Here is a 15,818-nt window from a genome sequence, read left to right as displayed (position 1 = left end):
TGCGGGGTCCCAGGGGGCTCCATCGCTCGCGGCAGGAGTACGCCGGGCGGCTGATGCCCTGGTAGGCACGCAGTGGTTCGGGAAAGCTCGCACGGCACACCTGCACGCCCACCAAGCACACAGGCACAAGCGCACGCACCGAGAACTCAGAGCACCGCCCACCGAAAGGACCCGGCGATGACCCGCCCCGCCGACAGCGAAGGCGACCCCGAAACCGAAACGGAATCCACGAGCGAGCCGGCGGCCAACGCCGAGTACGGTTCGAAACCCTTCAAACGGTCCAGGAGCCATTTCGCCGATCGCATCACGGCCGACGGCCGCGACGGCTGGCCGGTCGAGGCCGGCCGCTACCGGTTGGTGGCCAGCCGCGCCTGTCCCTGGGCGAGCCGCGCCGTCATCTCACGGCGGTTGCTCGGCCTGGAGGACGCGCTGTCGCTCGCCATCGTCGACCCGATCCAGGACGACCGCAGCTGGCGCTTCACCCTGGACCCGGGCGGCCGTGATCCCGTACTCGGCATCCACTTCCTCAGCGAGGCGTACGACGCACGGGAGAGTGGCTACCCCGGTGGGGTGAGCGTGCCCGCCATCGTGGACGTGCCCAGCGGAAAGCTCGTCACCAACGATTTCCAGCAGATCACCCTGGACCTCGCGACCGAATGGGCGGCGCTGCACCGGCCCGGCGCCCCCGACCTGTACCCGGAGGCTCGGCGCGCGGAGATCGACGACGTTATCGCCGACAACTACCGCGACCTCAACAATGGCGTCTACCGGGCCGGTTTCGCCGCGCAGCAGAGTGAGTACGAGGACGCGTACCACGACGTTTTCCGACGGCTGGACCTGCTCTCCGAGCGGCTGGCCCAGCGCCGCTACCTGGTGGGCGACACCATTACGGAGGCCGATATCCGGCTGTTCACCACACTGGTGCGCTTCGATGCCGTCTACCACGGACACTTCAAATGCAATCGGTTCAAGCTCGCCGAGGATCCGGTGCTGTGGTCGTACACCAAAGACCTCTACCAGACACCCGGCTTCGGCGACACCGTCGACTTCCACCACATCAAACAGCACTACTACCGAGTGCACACCGGCATCAACCCGACCGGCATCGTCCCCCTCGGCCCGGACCTCGCCAGTTGGCTGACCCCGCACTATCGGGAGGAACTGGGCGGACGGCCCTTCGGAGACGGCACACCACCCGGCCCGGTACCCCCGAGCGAAGAAGTCCCTGCGACCGGCCGTCCCTGACACGGTCGTGCCGGCAAGAGCGCCAGCTACGGCGAGGGCGGCAACAAGGGCGATCCTGGCACCGCCCCCGCCGCCAGCCCCCGCAGAAGGCTCCGGGCCGGAGCGGGTACCCGTCGGCGCTGAATACCCGGCCGACTTCCGACCACGCCCCGCCTGGCCTGTCCGTTCAGATCGGGTGACCCGATCTGAACGGGCCGCTCGACCTGCCCGATCTGCCCAGCCGGCTGATCCGTGCGGCCGGCCTGATCGGTGCAGCTGATCGAGATAGCCGGTCCCGTTGTCCCCCTCCACATCTGCGTACGCGGACACGGGCATGGTGATGGGCATGAGCCGCCTGCTGGAAGCCCGCCGGACAGAGCTCGCGGCCGACCTCCACCTGCCGGCCCCGCCAGATGAATTTCGCCGTCGGAGAGTGCCGTGGCGCGCCGCACCACGGATCCTCGCCATGCCTAAGGGCTGTCCCGTAATACCTGGCGGGCGCGCGACGACAGCTACGGCACCTCGCCGCGTTGTCGGAACGTCCACACACACCCAGTATGCGGACGCTCCTCCGCCGTGCGATGCACCGCATCTGACGCCGCGCGCTGATCCACCAGGTATGACGGGACAGCCCTTAGCCCCTGGCCACCTTCTCCATGACCCGGTCGCGGACCTGTGCGTACACCACGTCGTTCAGGCGCATCGGCCCGACCGCCGCCGTCAGACTGTGGCTCGCGGCAACGTCGAGTTGCAGCAGATGGGCGAAGTAGTCAGCGGTGAGCCAGAAAACGCCGCCGTTCATGACCACCCGGCCCTCGTGTTCGGTGACCGTGGCCACCTGGAACAACGCGTTCTTCCGCTTGTGACTGGCGCCCTCGAAGATTTCCGCGGCGGGCGCGTTGTCCGGCAGGGCCATTTCAGCTGCCAGCGCACCTCCCAGCGCCGCGCGCTGATCGTCGGGCACCTCAGCAGATTGCAGGGCCTCCAGAAGCACATGGTCGAGCGGGCCCGATCCGGAGACGGGTCCGGGTGCCCCGAGCGGACTCGCATTCCAGCCCATTTCATCGAGTGCACGGCGGTAGGCGGCCAGCCACTGGCGAGGATTACCGAACCGCGCGCACTCACGATCAGCCCTGCGCTGCGCGAAGAGAACGGAGTGCAGCACATCGCTTCTGTGCTGCTCGGTGACTGCCGGCAGAAACGCCAGGATGCTGCCCGCATCCACATATCCGGCGATGTCGTCGCCGACGGCTACCGCACTCAGATCAAGTGACACGATGCCGCGGGCCGTATACATCTCGGGACTCGCCATATGGTGCTCCTTGGTGCCTGTCGGCTCACGTTGTGCGCCGGAAATCTCAGCGGCAAGCTTCAAGCCGCTCCATCCACCTTGCTCGCCACGCAGTACTCACCACTCGGCACTCGCCTCTCACTGCGCGCTCCCACTCTTCACTCACGTTACGTCGCGGAGAGTGTGATTCAGCCACCCTCCGAATCCTGAAGGTGTTCTCACCACTGTCAGACACCGCGTCCGCCCGAGGCACCCAGCGACCAGCCACCCCCGGAACGCAACTCCGCGCCGCTGCCGAACCAGATCCGGTGTCCTGCGAGATGGCTCGGCCAGCCGGCACATCACGGCCTCCCGCAATTGGGGCCCGACGGCCATGCCGAACCGTGGACACGTCCCGGGTGGCATCGGTTCACTCACCCCGTGCGCGGTGGTCGGCTTGTCTGTGGAGCTGGTGATCGCCGCGAAGATATGCCGTACGGGATGTCAGTGCTGTGGGTTACTGTCGCGATCAGTCGTATTTATCTATGTCATGCACTCATGGGGGGACCATGAACCATTTTTCCCGTCCTTCGTTCCGTGCCGCTGGGGCGCTGCTGACCGGTGTCGTGCTGTGCGGCACGGCGGCGTGTTCTACGTCCGGCGGCAAGCCGTCGGACCATGCCGGGAAGTCTGAGCAGATCAACGCGTCGCCGGTCGCCGCGGTGCAGAAGGCAGTCGACAAGGGAGCCAAGCTCAACTCCTTCTCTTGCCGTATATCCGGCAAGATCCCCGGCCAGGGAAACGTCGAGGGCAAGGTATCCATGAACCTCCACCCGCGCGCCATGGAAATGCAGATGAAGGCGGCAGGTGGTGAGGAGGAAGGTGAGTTCTCGGTCCGATTCGTCGGTGACGCCCTCTACATCGGCGGCGCCAAGGAGCTGGCCACCGCAATGCAGGGCAAGCACTGGATGAAGATCGACATGCGAGGCAAGGGGCTCGGCGGGCAGAGCGGCTTGGGCAGTATGCAGCACCAAGCCGACCAGGACCCGGCGGCGCAGGCGTCGATGCTCTCCCAGTCCCATGACGTCAAGAACATCGGCGAGGAGACCGTCGAGGGCATCAAGACGACGCACTACGCCGGCGCCGTCGAAGTGGACGACCTTCTCAAGAAGTCGACCGCCAAGAGTCCCCTGGACGCCACGCGCCGCGCAAAGACGGTCGAGCAGTACAAAGAGCTCGGGGTGACCACATTGAACCTCGACCTGTGGGTGGGACCCGACGACCGCATGGTGAAGTTCCGTGAGCGAGCCCAGACCACCCAAGGCCCACTGGACATCTCCATGCGCTTCCTCGACATCAACAAGCCCGTGACGGTGGCGGCGCCGCCCGAGTCCGACACCATAGATCTGGAGCAGAGGCTCAAGGAACGGGCCGACGAGGCCGACAGCGACGTCTGAGCTGCCCACCATGCTCCGGGCCGGCCGCGGTCGGACCCGGGAGAGCGACCTCGCCCCACCGCATCGCCTCGGTCTGGCCGGGCCTCGCCGCTCTTACGTCGGGGAGTACGCCGACCGCGGCCCCATCACCACGCGTCGAACCACCCGACAGCCGTCATACCGTCGGCGTGCACCGGTGTACGCGGAAGTACACCGAAGTACGCCGACGACATGAGCCGTCAAGTCGTCCTCCTCGACCACCGGACGGCCTTGAGCCGACCAGACCTTCGCCTGCCTCTTGCCGAGACAATCAAGACACGACGGGGCGACGGGGCAAGGGGCCAGCTCCCACCCCGCTCACCTGTGTCTCTCCATAACACCCCTTCCATTACAGTGGACATCGGGCTGTAACTGGCGCTGAGGTGGAGTACCACCGGGGAGCAGCCCGGCCACCATGGTCCGTGCCGTGCGCCTGGGCGACTCGCATCGACGCTCAGGAGCACGCCATGTCCCGGACCGCACGTCTCATGGACGGCATCGCGCCGGCCCGCCGCATCATCGGCCAAACCGCTCAACGAGCTGCGACCGTCAACGAACAGACGGGGCAAGCCCCCTGCCTGGCAACTGTGCTGGTGGGTGAGGATCCCGCGTCGGTGACTTACGTCCGCATGAAGCGCGCTCGCTGCGAGAGAGCCGGCATCCGCTCCCGCCATGTCGCGCTGCCCGCCACAATCGGGACCGCCGAACTGGTCGACACCATCTCCGCGCTGTCTCACGATCCCGATGTGCACGGCATCCTGCTGCAACACCCGGTCGGCCCGCACATCGACGAGCGCGCCGCGTTCGAGGCCATCGCTCCGGAAAAGGACGTCGACGGCGTCACGACGCGCTCGTTCGCCGCGATGAGCTTCGGCCTCAACGGCTTCGTCTCCTGTACCCCCGGCGGCATCGTCCGTCTCCTGGAGCACTACGACGTCGACCTGGCCGGCAAGCACGCGGTCGTCGTCGGCCGTAGTGCGATCCTCGGCAAGCCGCTCGGAATGCTGCTGCTCGCACGCGACGCCACGGTGACCTACTGCCACTCTCACACCACCGACCTCCCGTCGGTCACCAGGGACGCCGATATCGTGGTCGCCGCAGTCGGCCGGCCACAGTTCCTGCTCGGCGAGCACATCAAACCCGGCGCGGTGGTGATCGACGCCGGTTACCACCCCGCCAACATCGGTGATGTCGATTTCGACAGCGCCAGGCGCCGCGCCGGCCTCATCACCCCGGTCCCCGGCGGCGTAGGCCCCATGACGATCGCCACCCTCCTTGCCCAGACCGTCGAAGCAGCCGCCCGGCAACTGGGATTCATACCGGACGAGACCTCGCCTCACCTCAGGAGCAACTGAACCGGCTACACCAACCCGTCACCGTCGAAGACGAGTTGTCGTCCGCCCCGCTCACGAGGCCGGTCAGCCGAAATGCGGCGCCAACGCCCCCGGAGAGTGCCGCACACGCTCTTCAGCCACCGCCCGCACGCCTCCTCACTGCTGCCTGCTCCCAGGGGGCGACATACGGCCCAGGACGGCGCGATGGGAGGAAGGTCTCCGTCAAACCTGACAGATGTCATATAGACCTGGGATCAAGGTAGTTCCAGGGGTGGATGGCCAGGCGTTGCCCCTCCGTGAGAATCAAGGCAACGGAGATTGTGCGCCTGACACGGGCCTTGAACCGACGGAGCCAGCATGTCCCTTGCCCACCCGAAGCGTCGCCGCATGCGACTCACCGGGACCGCCACAGCCGTCCTTTTGGCGCTGGCGGTCCCCACCGCCTCGGCCCTTCCCTCCCAGACTGCGTCTGAACGTCCAGGCACCACCGCGATTGCCGATACCGCGCACCGAGCCAACCTCGATCCGTCAGCGCTTACGGGGACTCTCAAGGCGTTCCATGACGCGGGAATGTATGGCGCCTACTCGGCCGTCCGAGATGGCACCGCGGAGTGGCAGGGAGCCGCCGGCGTCGCCGATGTCGACACCGGACGCCCCACCACACCCCAGATGCGACACCGGATCGGCAGCATCACGAAGACCTTCACCGCGGTCGCCGTGCTCCAGGAAGCCGGCAAGGGCCGCATCGACCTCGACGCGCCGATAGGACGCTATCTGCCCGATCTCCTCCCCGGGCAGCGCGGCCGGGCCATCACGGTCCGGATGTTGCTCAACCACACCAGCGGCATCGGCGACTACGGCACGGCGATCTTCGCGACGCCGGAAAGCCTGGAAGACAACCGATTCCACCAGTTCACCCCGGTGGAACTGGCCCGGCTTGGCCTGAAAGCAGCCCCGTTGGGCAATCCAGGCGCGGGACATCACTACGCCAACACCAACTACGTCATTGCCGGACTCCTCCTTCAGAAGGTCACCGGCGAGACCCCGGAAAAGTACATCACCACACACGTCATCCGTAAGGCCGGCCTAACGCATACATATTTCCCGAGCTCGCCGTACATCACCGGGCCGCACGCCAAGATGTACGAGGCCGGATACGGAGGCTTCAACCCGCCCCGCGACTTCAGCGTCTACAACATGTCCTGGGCAGGCACGGCCGGTTCACTGGTGTCGACGATGCCCGATCTGAACCGCTTCTACCGTCTGCTGCTGAGTGGCGGTCTCCTCGCTCCTGCCCAGCTGCAACAGATGAAGAGCACTGTACCGATCGAGGGCAGTACGGTGCGGTACGGCCTGGGGCTGTTCATGACGAAGACGGCATGCGGAGAATTCTGGGGACACAATGGCCTCGTACTCGGGGCCATGACCTGGTCTCTTTCCAGCGCGGACGGTCAGCGCCAGATATCCCTGGGCTTCAATCTGACGCGATACCAAAAACTCAATGGGAACGGTACTACTGAGCCCAGCCCCATCGACGCCGCCATGGAGGCACATGTGGCACAGGCGCTCTGCGGGACTGGCGGAAGTCCCCGGCCGGGGAAGCAAGGGGCCCTCCCGCTGCCCACCACTCACCAGGACCTTCCGCAGCCGGCACACCGCTAGAAGACGGAGATGTGCGGCGAATCCTGGGGAAGAAGCTCACGTTCTGGCATCCGGATGCGCACCGCCCGTCCTCACCCGACGGGCGGTCGGCCGGAACCATTGCGATCGCCCCTCCCCCTCCCGTTCAGAAATCGAGGGTGACTTCCGGAAAGCAAGGGGATGACCGGGTCCAGTACAGATTCCCGGCGGCGTTGGAAGTATCTCCGAAGAACACGATGGCGTACGTACACGGAATCGCCAGCCCCCTTGGCGATCATTACTGTCACCCAATGACCGACTGCCAAGACTCCTGGCTCGGTCGCCTGCCCAGGCCCCATGCTCAGGCATTCGCGCTCACGCCGATGAAGCGGTGGTGGCCAGCGCCGTGAACATACGGCCAGCGATGCCAGCTGCACAGGGAGGAATGGAGCGTTGCCAGCTCGGGCCGAGGTCCGGCCCATGGTAAAGCGTCGCCAACCAACAGAAAGGGGCGGCCCAACCCCTCTCACTCGGCTTCGCCGCCGCCCTGTCCATCCAGGTCCGCAGAGTCACACAGTCCACAGAGTCACGCAGGTGAAAGCATGATCGGCGTGACTCGCATACTCACTCGGCGCGACCTGCTCGCCGTACTCGACCCCAGCACCTGCCTCCACGCACTCCGCGACGGATTTCACCACGCCCAGGGCGGGACAACTCCCGGGCAGCGCGTACGTACCGACCTTCCCTTTCCGGGCACCGCCACGGCGCTGCTCCCCGGCCTGCTACCGGGTATCAATGCCTACACCGTGAAGGTCAACGCGAAGTTCCCCGGCGCCCGCCCGGCGCTGCGCGGCGTCATCTGCCTGCACAGTGGCCGGGACGGCGAGCTGCTCGCGCTACTCGACTCCGCCACCGTCACCGCCTGGCGCACCGGTCTGGCAGCCGCCCTCGGCACCGATCGACTCGCTGCACCCGACCCACACTGCGGTGCGGCGCTGGGCGTCATCGGGGCCGGGGCACAGGCGGAACTCACCCTCCTCGGCCTGCGCGAACTGCGCCGCTGGGGCGAACTGATCGTGTACGACACCGACCCGCAGCGCGCTGCTGCCTTCGCCGCGCGGCATGGTGGCCGCACCGTCGGCTCCACCGCCGAAGTCGCCTCCCACGCGACGACCGTTCTGATGGCCACCTGGTCCCGCACTCCTCTGCTCGGGCTTGCCGATGTGCGCCCCGGCCACCATCTGACCAGCCTCGGCGCCGACGAACCCGGAAAGCAAGAGCTGGCAGCTGATCTCCTGGACGCGGCGCTGCTCACCGTCGACGACCGCGTTCTGGCGGCCGCTACCGGCGCGCTCGCGAACGCCGGACTGCCTGCCGAGGCCGCCGACGCCACCCTCGGCGAGATCCTCCGCCACGAGCACCCCGGCAGGACTCAGCCCGAGGACATCACCGTGTACGCCCCGGTGGGCCTGCCCTGGCAAGACCTCGCCCTCGCCTGGATCGCCTATCAGGAAGCCGAACGCCGAGCCGTCGGAACCACCGTCGACCTGCTCCTTGAGTGACGAGCTCGCCATCACGAGCCCCGGCCGTACAGCAGATTCCGCGGCATCAGTCCCCCTATGGAGCCGTCGTTCCCAGCAAAGCAAGCACCGGTGCAGATCGGGCCCTGTCTGGTACCGGGATCGGGCACGCATCAGCCGCCGCAAGGGTGCGGGCGGCCACGAGAAGTTGGCCTTCAGCGAAGGCTAATTCCACCGCGTACCGGACCCACCACATCACCCAGCACTTTGGCCTCCGTCGGCACCCTCAAGTAAAAGTCGGGCAGCGGCGGCAACGTGTACTGCCCCGCACCCCACAGCCCGTAGGCCGGGAGAAAAACCCATTCCGTCGGCGCCAGGCAGCAGGCAACAGTCAGCAGGCATTCTCCGGGGCCGGAGCCCACGCGAGACGTAATCCATGCTTCAGTTCGAGCGAGGTGGGGCGCTGGGCAGCCGACGGATGGCGACGGCTGCGGCGTCGTCGCCCAGTCGGCCGTGCGTATGCGCCAGCAAGTCTTCGCGCAGGCGCCGCAACGCTTGCTTCGGGCTGCTCGCGCTCCAAGCGGCGGCGCGCTCTGCGAGCGGGTAGAAGGTGCCGTTGCGGTCGCGGGCTTCGATCACGCCGTCGGTATAGAGGAGGAGCAGGTCGCCGGCTTCGAAAGGAAATGCCTCAACCTCGTAATCAGGGGCACCGGGGAGGCCACCGAGGCCGATGGGAAGGGCGATTCGTTTGGAGTGCAGGGTGGTGGCGCGTCCGTCACGGAGGAGCAGGGCGGGCGGATGGCCACAGGTGATGGTGTGAAGCACGGGCCGGTGGTCGGGGATGTCGAGCAAGGAAACGGTCGCGAAGGTCTCGTCGCTGCCCATGTCCATGTCGAAGCCGGTTTCGGTGCCGGTGCCGGTGCCGGCACCAGTGTCGGTTTCGGTACCAGTGTCGGTGTCTGTGTAGGCGTCATTGCCTGCGCCGATGTCGATGTCCGGGGCGGGGGCGGAGGCATCGGTGGGACCGGGGGCGGGAGCGGGTTCCGGAGCGGTGCGCCATTGGGCGCCGTCCCAGCGGATGGCGCCGTCGAGGTGGCGGGCGAGGTTGGGAAGGGTGGCCTGACGGTGGGCCGCCGCGTGGAAGGCGCCGAGGATGAGGGCGGCGTGGCTGTAGGCCGGCAGGCCCTTGCCTCGTACATCGCCGATGATCAACCGGGTGCTGCGCGTGGTACGTGCCGCGGCGAAGAGGTCGCCACCCATCTCCGCTTCCTCCTCCGCCGCGAGGTAGAGGGAGGCGATCTCCAGATCGGCGCTCCATCTCGGCAGCGGGCGTAGCAGGACCTGCTGTGCGACGGCGGCCACCGACCGGCTCTGCGTCAGGCGCCGCTCGTCGCGATCGCGTAGGGCGGTGAAGAGCACGACGAGGGCGGAGACGATCACCAGGGCCGCGATCTGGGCCTGGAGGTTCTCGGTGATCAGCTCATTGCGCAGAGTGCCGATGAACACCAGGGCGGCGGCCGCCAGCACACCGATCCCTGCCGTGAGGAAGGGTCCCGCGAAGGCTGCCGTGAGGGCGGGTGCCGCGACGAGAAGTGGTCCCAGGTGGATATCGGGCGGGGCCAGGACATCGACCGCGCAGACCGCGACGATGAGACCGAGCGGAATCAGCACCAGGACCTGAGCCAGTTCCCGCCCTCTCCCCAGATTGCTCAGTCGTCGAATGGGCATGCGCCATGTTTACATCCGGGTGACCGGAATGCCCGTATCAGGCATCGGTCAGCCGTCACACTCCGCGATAGATGGCGAACCCACGGACGACCTCACGTTCACGACCAGCCAGGACGGCCGGCCGGTCGCCATGGGTCATGGGTCATGGTGTCAGCACTACGGCGAGTGAACTCTGCCGTCAGGCGACGGGTCACGTCCGGAAGCACAGGGCCTCGCTGCGGGTGCTGACGCATACCTCGCCGCGTCACACCGCTCGGCGGAGGTCCGTGGCAACGGAGCGGAAGCCGTCAACGCCTGCGCGGAAGGCTCCGAAGCTTCATTCGTCCCGTTCGAAGGTGGTGACGATGAGGAAATGGGTGCTCCTCCAGCACCGGGGCCTCGACCGTCTTCACAGTCAGGGCGATGCTGGTGCCAGCGGAAGGAAAATTCCGAACGATATCCGTAAGGGCGTCCGCCAGTAGGTGTCGGAACTGAGCGGTGGCAGCAGGGCTGGGACGGGTTCACCCGATCATGGAGTTCTCTATGCTTCCGCGGCCGGCCACCATCGGGACGGGAGAGCCGACCACACATCAGGTGCGTGACAGCGCTGAGGCGTTGAGCCTCGCTCAGCACTTCAGCACCACGCGTTTGGCGCGGCTGGTACGTCGCTGATCCATCGTCACGAGCATCAGAGGGGGCCTTCATGCCCGAAATGGGGCTCTCGGCGGGAACCATCGACTACCAGGACACCGGTGGTGAGGGCCCCGTGGTGGTTCTGCTGCACGGCGTCGCCATGGACGGTTCGCTCTGGCGCCACGTCGTCGCCGGGCTGCGGGACGACTTCCGCTGCGTCGCCCCCACCCTCCCGCTCAGCGGCCACCGCCGGCCGATGCACCCGGATGCCGACCTGTCGATCCTCGGCGTCGCCCGGCCGGCGGACGAGTTCCTCGGGCAGCTCGATCTGAGCGATGTCACGCTGGTGCTCAATGACTGGGGCGGCGCACAGAGCCTTGTCGCCGACGGCCGCACGGCCCGCATCGGCCGGCTCGTCATCACCTCCTGCGAGGCATTCGACAACTACCCGCCCGGCCTGCCGGGCAGCAACCTGGTCACCTCCGGCAGGCTGCCCGGCGGCCTGGCCCTGGCCTTCAACCTGCTCCGCCTGAAGCCCGTGCGGCGACTCCCGGTGACCTGGGGCTGGATGGCCAAGCGGCCGGCGCCGCCCGGAATCATGGACGCTTGGTTCCGGCCTGTGGTCGGCTCCGCCGAGATACGTCGCGACCTGCGCAGATACGTCCTCAGCACCCGCCTGAGGCCGAGCTGCTCGCCTGGTCCGAGGCGCTTCGCACCTTCGATCGCCCCGCCCTTGTCGCCTGGGCCACCGAGGACCGCGTGATGCCTCCCTCTCACGGCCGCCGCCTGGCCGAGCTACTGCCGCAGGCCAAGCTCGTCGAGATCGCCGACAGCTACACCCTCATCCCTGAGGACCAGCCGGCCGTTCTCACCGCCCACCTGCGGAACTTCCTCGACGGCCCGCCGTGAAGCACCGAGAGGCCCTCCCTGTCGACGAACACGAAGGAGGGCGCCGTCACGGAAGCGCCCCGAGTGACCCCTCTACTCGATGACGAGTTCGACGTCGATGTTGCCGCGGGTGGCCTTCGAGTACGGGCAGTACTGGTGGGTGGCCTCGACGAGCTGCCGGCCGGTGTCGCCCGCGAGGTTGTCCGGGAGTTCCACCCGCATGACGACGGCCAGGCCGAAGCCCGTGTCGTCCTTGCCGATGGAGACCTCGGCAGTCACCGAGACGTCCTTGGTGTCGATCTTCATCTGGCGTCCCACATTGCCCATCGCACTGGCGAAGCAAGCCGCGTACCCGGCGGCGAAGAGCTGCTCCGGGTTGGTGCCCGCGCCGTTGCCTCCGAGCTCCGGGGGCATGGCCAGGTCGAGGTCGATCTTGCCGTCGGAGCTGACGGCCCGGCCCTCGCGGCCGTTTGCGGTGGCGACAGCGGTGTACAGCGCGTCCATCACGATTCCCCTTCGATAGCCCGGCAGCCGCTCTCGACCGCCCCATGGCCGCAACGATGGCACACATCTGAGTTGTAGGCAACTAGGTCGTGCACAATCAAATAATGTGCAATGGGCCAACGGGTTAATGTGGACCCATGACCCCGTTTCCGGTACCCGACGCCGAACTGCTCCGACTCGACCACCAGGTCTGCTTCTCGCTGCACGCCGCCTCACGCGCCTTCGGCGGCGTCTACCGGGACGCCCTCAAGGATCTGGGCCTGACCTACCCCCAGTACCTCGTCATGCTGGTGCTCTGGGAACGCGGTCCGCAGCCCGTCAAGGCCATCGGTGAGCAGCTCCGGCTGGACTCCGGCACTCTCTCCCCGCTCCTCAAGCGCCTGGAGGCCGCGGGCCGGGTACGTCGCCAGCGCAGCGCCGAGGACGAGCGCTCCGTCACCGTTCACCTCACCAAGGCCGGTGCGGACCTGCGGGAACGAGCCCTCCCGGTCCCCCGCAAGATCATGGCCGCGACCGGCCTCTCGATCGAGGAAATCCGCACCCTGCGGGGCCTGTTGGGACGCGTCACCGATTCCCTCGACAACGCCTGACAGCGCCGCGGACCCGCACATCGTCACAGCTCGGCCTCGGCACTCATCCTCGAAGGCGCGACCTCGGACCGCGGCGTCGGAGATCAGCCCCGGGGCTCCCGCTCAGGTCTCAGGTTTCAGGTCTCGGATCCAGCCGCCGCCGAGCCGACCGCTGCCCCCACCTTCGTACACGGCCAGGCCGCCGCACCGCCCACGGGACGGCCAACCGCACACACCGGCCCGGTGACCCGTGGTGAGGGTGTCCGCCGATGTGGCCCCACTGCCGCTCATCGGCGGCGGGCAGAACCGCAAGCCGCTCCGCTCCTGGCCTCGGCGAAGCTGTCCTCCCACGCCGACCGCCGCCCCGAACCGGCTTGCCACCCCCGCCCACCCTCACCGAACGGATATCTCCGACCATTCAGCCGAGGCACTCCCATTCCTTCGCCCACCCAACCCTTCGACATCCAGCGAGAGTTGGTGCACCAGCATCACGCCACGCGTCAGACATCCCCCATCCGCAGTTGTTCGCGCGCATGCCACGGCAGTACGTACGGCGCGGCATGGACGACGTCGACGAAGGCGGTGGTCGGCGGGCCCGGACGACCGCGGGTGGGGCCGGCCGACGGATGGCGTACGGGCGGTCCGGGCGGGTCCGGACCCGACAGTCGCCCTCGAAGCGCGGCGGAATGGGCGTTGGCGAGTACCAGCGCTCGTCCTCTGATACTCGGACGCCGGCCGCGCAGCCCCGCTCCGGCGCCGGCGCCTCGTCCGCCATCGTCTGCGGAGTCGCCGCGCAGCGCCCGGCACCGGACGTCAGGCGCCATGACGACGACGGGCGGCGCACGGACATTTTCGCCGAGGCGCCCGCAATTGAACCAGCAACGGACCGCCACCGAAGCGCCACCGAACCGGCATCGACCCGCCATAGGGCGTGCGCAGACCCGCCGTAGAGCCGACGCAGAACCAGCGCAGAGCCGACGCCACTCCGGATGAGCCGGGTCTCGCCCGGCACCGTCGCCTGCGGTTCGTCATCCGACGCGACGGGAGCCGGCAGAGACGCCTCCCCCGCCGCTCCGCGAAACGGAATCCGGCCCACCAGGTCGGCGCCCCGAAAGGTCTGGTGACAGGGCGTCCGGGACGGGCGATCGCGAGCTGAAGGCGACAGCCCGGAGACCGTCAACATCCGGACCGTTCCTTCCGGCCGACCACACCTTCCATCCGATCCCGTCCGGCCCTGTCCGGTCCCGCCCGATCCCGTCCCGACCGCACCTCTCGTCCCGCTCATACCTCCCTTCCGGGCCGTACCTTCGCGTCGGCCCATGACGTTAGGACAAGCAGGTGCCCTCCGCGGCCTGTGCACAGGGGGCCGCGCGCCTCTCCCGCCTCCCGGTTCGCTCATCACCCCATTGAGCTACCAAGGTTGGGGAGTCTTCGGGACGAAGGCGTATAAAGGGTGGCCGAACAAGCCCGAGCCGCCTGCGAGCACCCGCCAGGACGCGGTTGGCAGCATCGCCTACGAAAAGCGGAGGAGTGCCACGTGATTGCGGCAGAAGTTGTCAACACCTTGCTGGTCCAACGATTCGGAGCAGACCCGGCCGATGTCACCACCGAGACTCCGCTGCGCAAACTGCGGATGGACTCCCTGGCCCTGGAAGAGCTTCGGCTCCTCATCGAGGACCGGCTGGACATCGACCTCGAAGAGGTGGCCCTGACGTCCCGGGACACGGTGGGTCAGCTGGTGTCGGCCGTCGACGGCAAAGTCGCCGCGTGACGGCCCGCCGGACACCGTTCTCCGCAGCGGTGACAGGACTGGGACTGGTGACCGCGGCGGGCGTGGGGGCGAAAGCCACCTGGCATTCCGTGACTCAGGATTCCACGCCGAGCGGAGTGCGGCCACAAGCGGAACTCGCCGATCTGCCCTGCGACTTCATGTACACCATCGAGGGTCTGGACACCACCGCGGTCCTCGGCATCGCCGCCCAGCGGATGATGGACCGCTTCGCGCAGCTCGCGGTGATCGCCGCGCGGGAAGCCGTCGCGGACGCCGGGCTGGACCAAGACGCCTGGGACAGCAGCCGGGTCGCTGTCGTCATCGGCTCCGCGCACGGCGGGCTGCCCTTCTACGACCAACAGCATGTCCTCATGTCGGGGCGCGGCGCACGCCGGGTCTCCCCCAAACTCGCCCCGCTGGCCGTGGTCAACAGCGCCGCCAGCAGTGTCTGTATGGACCTCGGCGCACAGGGCCCCAGTCTGGGCGTGGCGACCGCATGCTCCTCCGGCACCGTCGCGCTGGGCACCGCGCACCAGCTGCTGCGCGCCGGGGTCTGCGATATCGCCATCGCGGGCGGTGCGGAGTCGGTGTGCTCCCGGCTGCTGGTCGCCAGCGCCTGCCAGATGAAGGCGGTCTCCACCCGTCGGGAGGACCCTGCCGCGGCCTGCCGGCCGTTCGACGTGGAACGGGACGGCTTCGTCATCGGCGAAGGCGCCGGAATCCTGGTACTGGAGCGGCCCGAGCATGCCAGGGCCCGTGGGGCGGCCATCCGCGCCCACGTGTCGGGGTACGGCGCGTCCAGCGATGCCTACGCGGCCGTGGCACCGGACCCGGACGGCAAGGGGATCGAGCGGGCGCTGCGTACCGCGCTGGCGGACGCGGACATCACGGCCGGCGACGTCGGCCATGTCAACGCGCACGGCACCTCGACGGTCATCAACGACCTCATCGAGGCCACCGTGCTGGAACGGGTGCTCGGAGCCCACCCCCTGGTCACGTCCACCAAGGCGATGACCGGGCACACGCTGGGCGCCGCCGGCGGTATCGAGACGGCGCTGACCGTGCTCGCGCTGGAGGAGCAGTTGGTGCCGCCGACCGTCAATCTCGATGTGCCGGATCCGGAGATCCCGATCGAGATCGTCCGCAAAGAGGCCCGCCCCGCGACGTTCGACTGCGCGGTCAAGACGTCGCTCGGTTTCGGCGGACACAACGCCGCGCTCGTGCTGACCCGCGGCTAGTACACCGCGCGGCGCGCGCCGTCCGCGGTCGGTGCTGCCGTCCGCGATCGGTGCGCGCCGCGCCT

11 protein-coding genes, 1 pseudogene and 1 riboswitch are annotated in these 15,818 nt (G+C 67.9%); of the genes and pseudogenes, 9 read left to right on the top strand and 3 right to left on the bottom strand.

Features of this window, described 5'->3' with window-relative positions; all coding sequences use genetic code 11:
- The first annotated feature begins 177 nt into the window (after positions 1-177).
- A complete protein-coding gene (locus tag ACLJWH_RS01930; RefSeq protein WP_411139754.1) occupies positions 178-1,245 on the top strand; it encodes a glutathione S-transferase family protein in 1,068 nt (355 codons plus the stop codon).
- Positions 1,246-1,858: 613 nt separating this feature from the next.
- On the opposite strand, the gene ACLJWH_RS01925 is transcribed toward ACLJWH_RS01930, so the two are convergent.
- The gene (locus tag ACLJWH_RS01925) at positions 1,859-2,599 is read right to left on the bottom strand and encodes a hypothetical protein (RefSeq protein ID WP_411139753.1); all 741 of its coding nucleotides are present in this window, start codon (positions 2,597-2,599) and stop codon (positions 1,859-1,861) included.
- A 464-nt stretch (positions 2,600-3,063) separates the two neighbouring features.
- Between ACLJWH_RS01925 and ACLJWH_RS01920 the strand changes: the two genes are divergently transcribed.
- The 4 genes from ACLJWH_RS01920 to ACLJWH_RS01905 all read left to right on the top strand — a co-directional run bounded on the left by ACLJWH_RS01920 (position 3,064) and on the right by ACLJWH_RS01905 (position 8,485).
- Positions 3,064-3,951, top strand: a complete 888-nt coding sequence (locus ACLJWH_RS01920) for a hypothetical protein (RefSeq protein ID WP_411139752.1) — start codon at positions 3,064-3,066, stop codon at positions 3,949-3,951.
- 376 nt (positions 3,952-4,327) lie between these two features.
- Positions 4,328-4,415: riboswitch (ZMP/ZTP riboswitch) on the top strand.
- Positions 4,416-4,457: 42 nt separating this feature from the next.
- The gene (locus tag ACLJWH_RS01915) at positions 4,458-5,324 is read left to right on the top strand and encodes a bifunctional 5,10-methylenetetrahydrofolate dehydrogenase/5,10-methenyltetrahydrofolate cyclohydrolase (protein WP_411139751.1); all 867 of its coding nucleotides are present in this window, start codon (positions 4,458-4,460) and stop codon (positions 5,322-5,324) included.
- Between the two features lie 336 nt (positions 5,325-5,660).
- The gene (locus tag ACLJWH_RS01910; RefSeq protein ID WP_411139750.1) at positions 5,661-6,965 is read left to right on the top strand and encodes a serine hydrolase domain-containing protein; all 1,305 of its coding nucleotides are present in this window, start codon (positions 5,661-5,663) and stop codon (positions 6,963-6,965) included.
- Positions 6,966-7,534: 569 nt separating this feature from the next.
- Complete coding sequence (locus ACLJWH_RS01905; protein WP_411139749.1) at positions 7,535-8,485, top strand: ornithine cyclodeaminase family protein; 951 nt, start codon at positions 7,535-7,537, stop codon at positions 8,483-8,485.
- Positions 8,486-8,884: 399 nt separating this feature from the next.
- On the opposite strand, the gene ACLJWH_RS01900 is transcribed toward ACLJWH_RS01905, so the two are convergent.
- Positions 8,885-10,171 carry a PP2C family protein-serine/threonine phosphatase gene (locus tag ACLJWH_RS01900; protein ID WP_411139748.1) on the bottom strand — a complete coding sequence of 429 codons (1,287 nt, stop codon included), beginning with the start codon at positions 10,169-10,171 and terminating at the stop codon, positions 8,885-8,887.
- A gap of 682 nt (positions 10,172-10,853) precedes the next feature.
- On the opposite strand from ACLJWH_RS01900, the pseudogene ACLJWH_RS01895 reads away from it, so the two are divergent.
- Positions 10,854-11,692 (top strand): annotated as a pseudogene (locus ACLJWH_RS01895) (alpha/beta fold hydrolase).
- Positions 11,693-11,764: 72 nt separating this feature from the next.
- Here ACLJWH_RS01895 and ACLJWH_RS01890 read toward each other — a convergent pair.
- Positions 11,765-12,175 (bottom strand): organic hydroperoxide resistance protein, encoded by a 411-nt coding sequence (locus ACLJWH_RS01890; protein WP_411139747.1) that lies wholly within the window; start codon positions 12,173-12,175, stop codon positions 11,765-11,767.
- 137 nt (positions 12,176-12,312) lie between these two features.
- Between ACLJWH_RS01890 and ACLJWH_RS01885 the strand changes: the two genes are divergently transcribed.
- The 3 genes from ACLJWH_RS01885 to ACLJWH_RS01875 all read left to right on the top strand — a co-directional run bounded on the left by ACLJWH_RS01885 (position 12,313) and on the right by ACLJWH_RS01875 (position 15,753).
- A complete protein-coding gene (locus tag ACLJWH_RS01885; RefSeq protein ID WP_411139746.1) occupies positions 12,313-12,765 on the top strand; it encodes a MarR family winged helix-turn-helix transcriptional regulator in 453 nt (150 codons plus the stop codon).
- 1,516 nt (positions 12,766-14,281) lie between these two features.
- The gene (locus tag ACLJWH_RS01880; RefSeq protein ID WP_411139745.1) at positions 14,282-14,515 is read left to right on the top strand and encodes an acyl carrier protein; all 234 of its coding nucleotides are present in this window, start codon (positions 14,282-14,284) and stop codon (positions 14,513-14,515) included.
- The gene (locus tag ACLJWH_RS01875; protein WP_411139744.1) at positions 14,512-15,753 is read left to right on the top strand and encodes a beta-ketoacyl-[acyl-carrier-protein] synthase family protein; all 1,242 of its coding nucleotides are present in this window, start codon (positions 14,512-14,514) and stop codon (positions 15,751-15,753) included. The genes ACLJWH_RS01880 and ACLJWH_RS01875 overlap by 4 nt, the downstream gene beginning before the upstream one ends.
- Positions 15,754-15,818: the final 65 nt, after the last annotated feature.

This window comes from Streptomyces sp. x-80 (assembly GCF_046549095.1).
GTDB lineage: Bacteria > Actinomycetota > Actinomycetes > Streptomycetales > Streptomycetaceae > Streptomyces > Streptomyces celluloflavus.
This window is presented reverse-complemented; position numbering and strand designations above follow the sequence as displayed.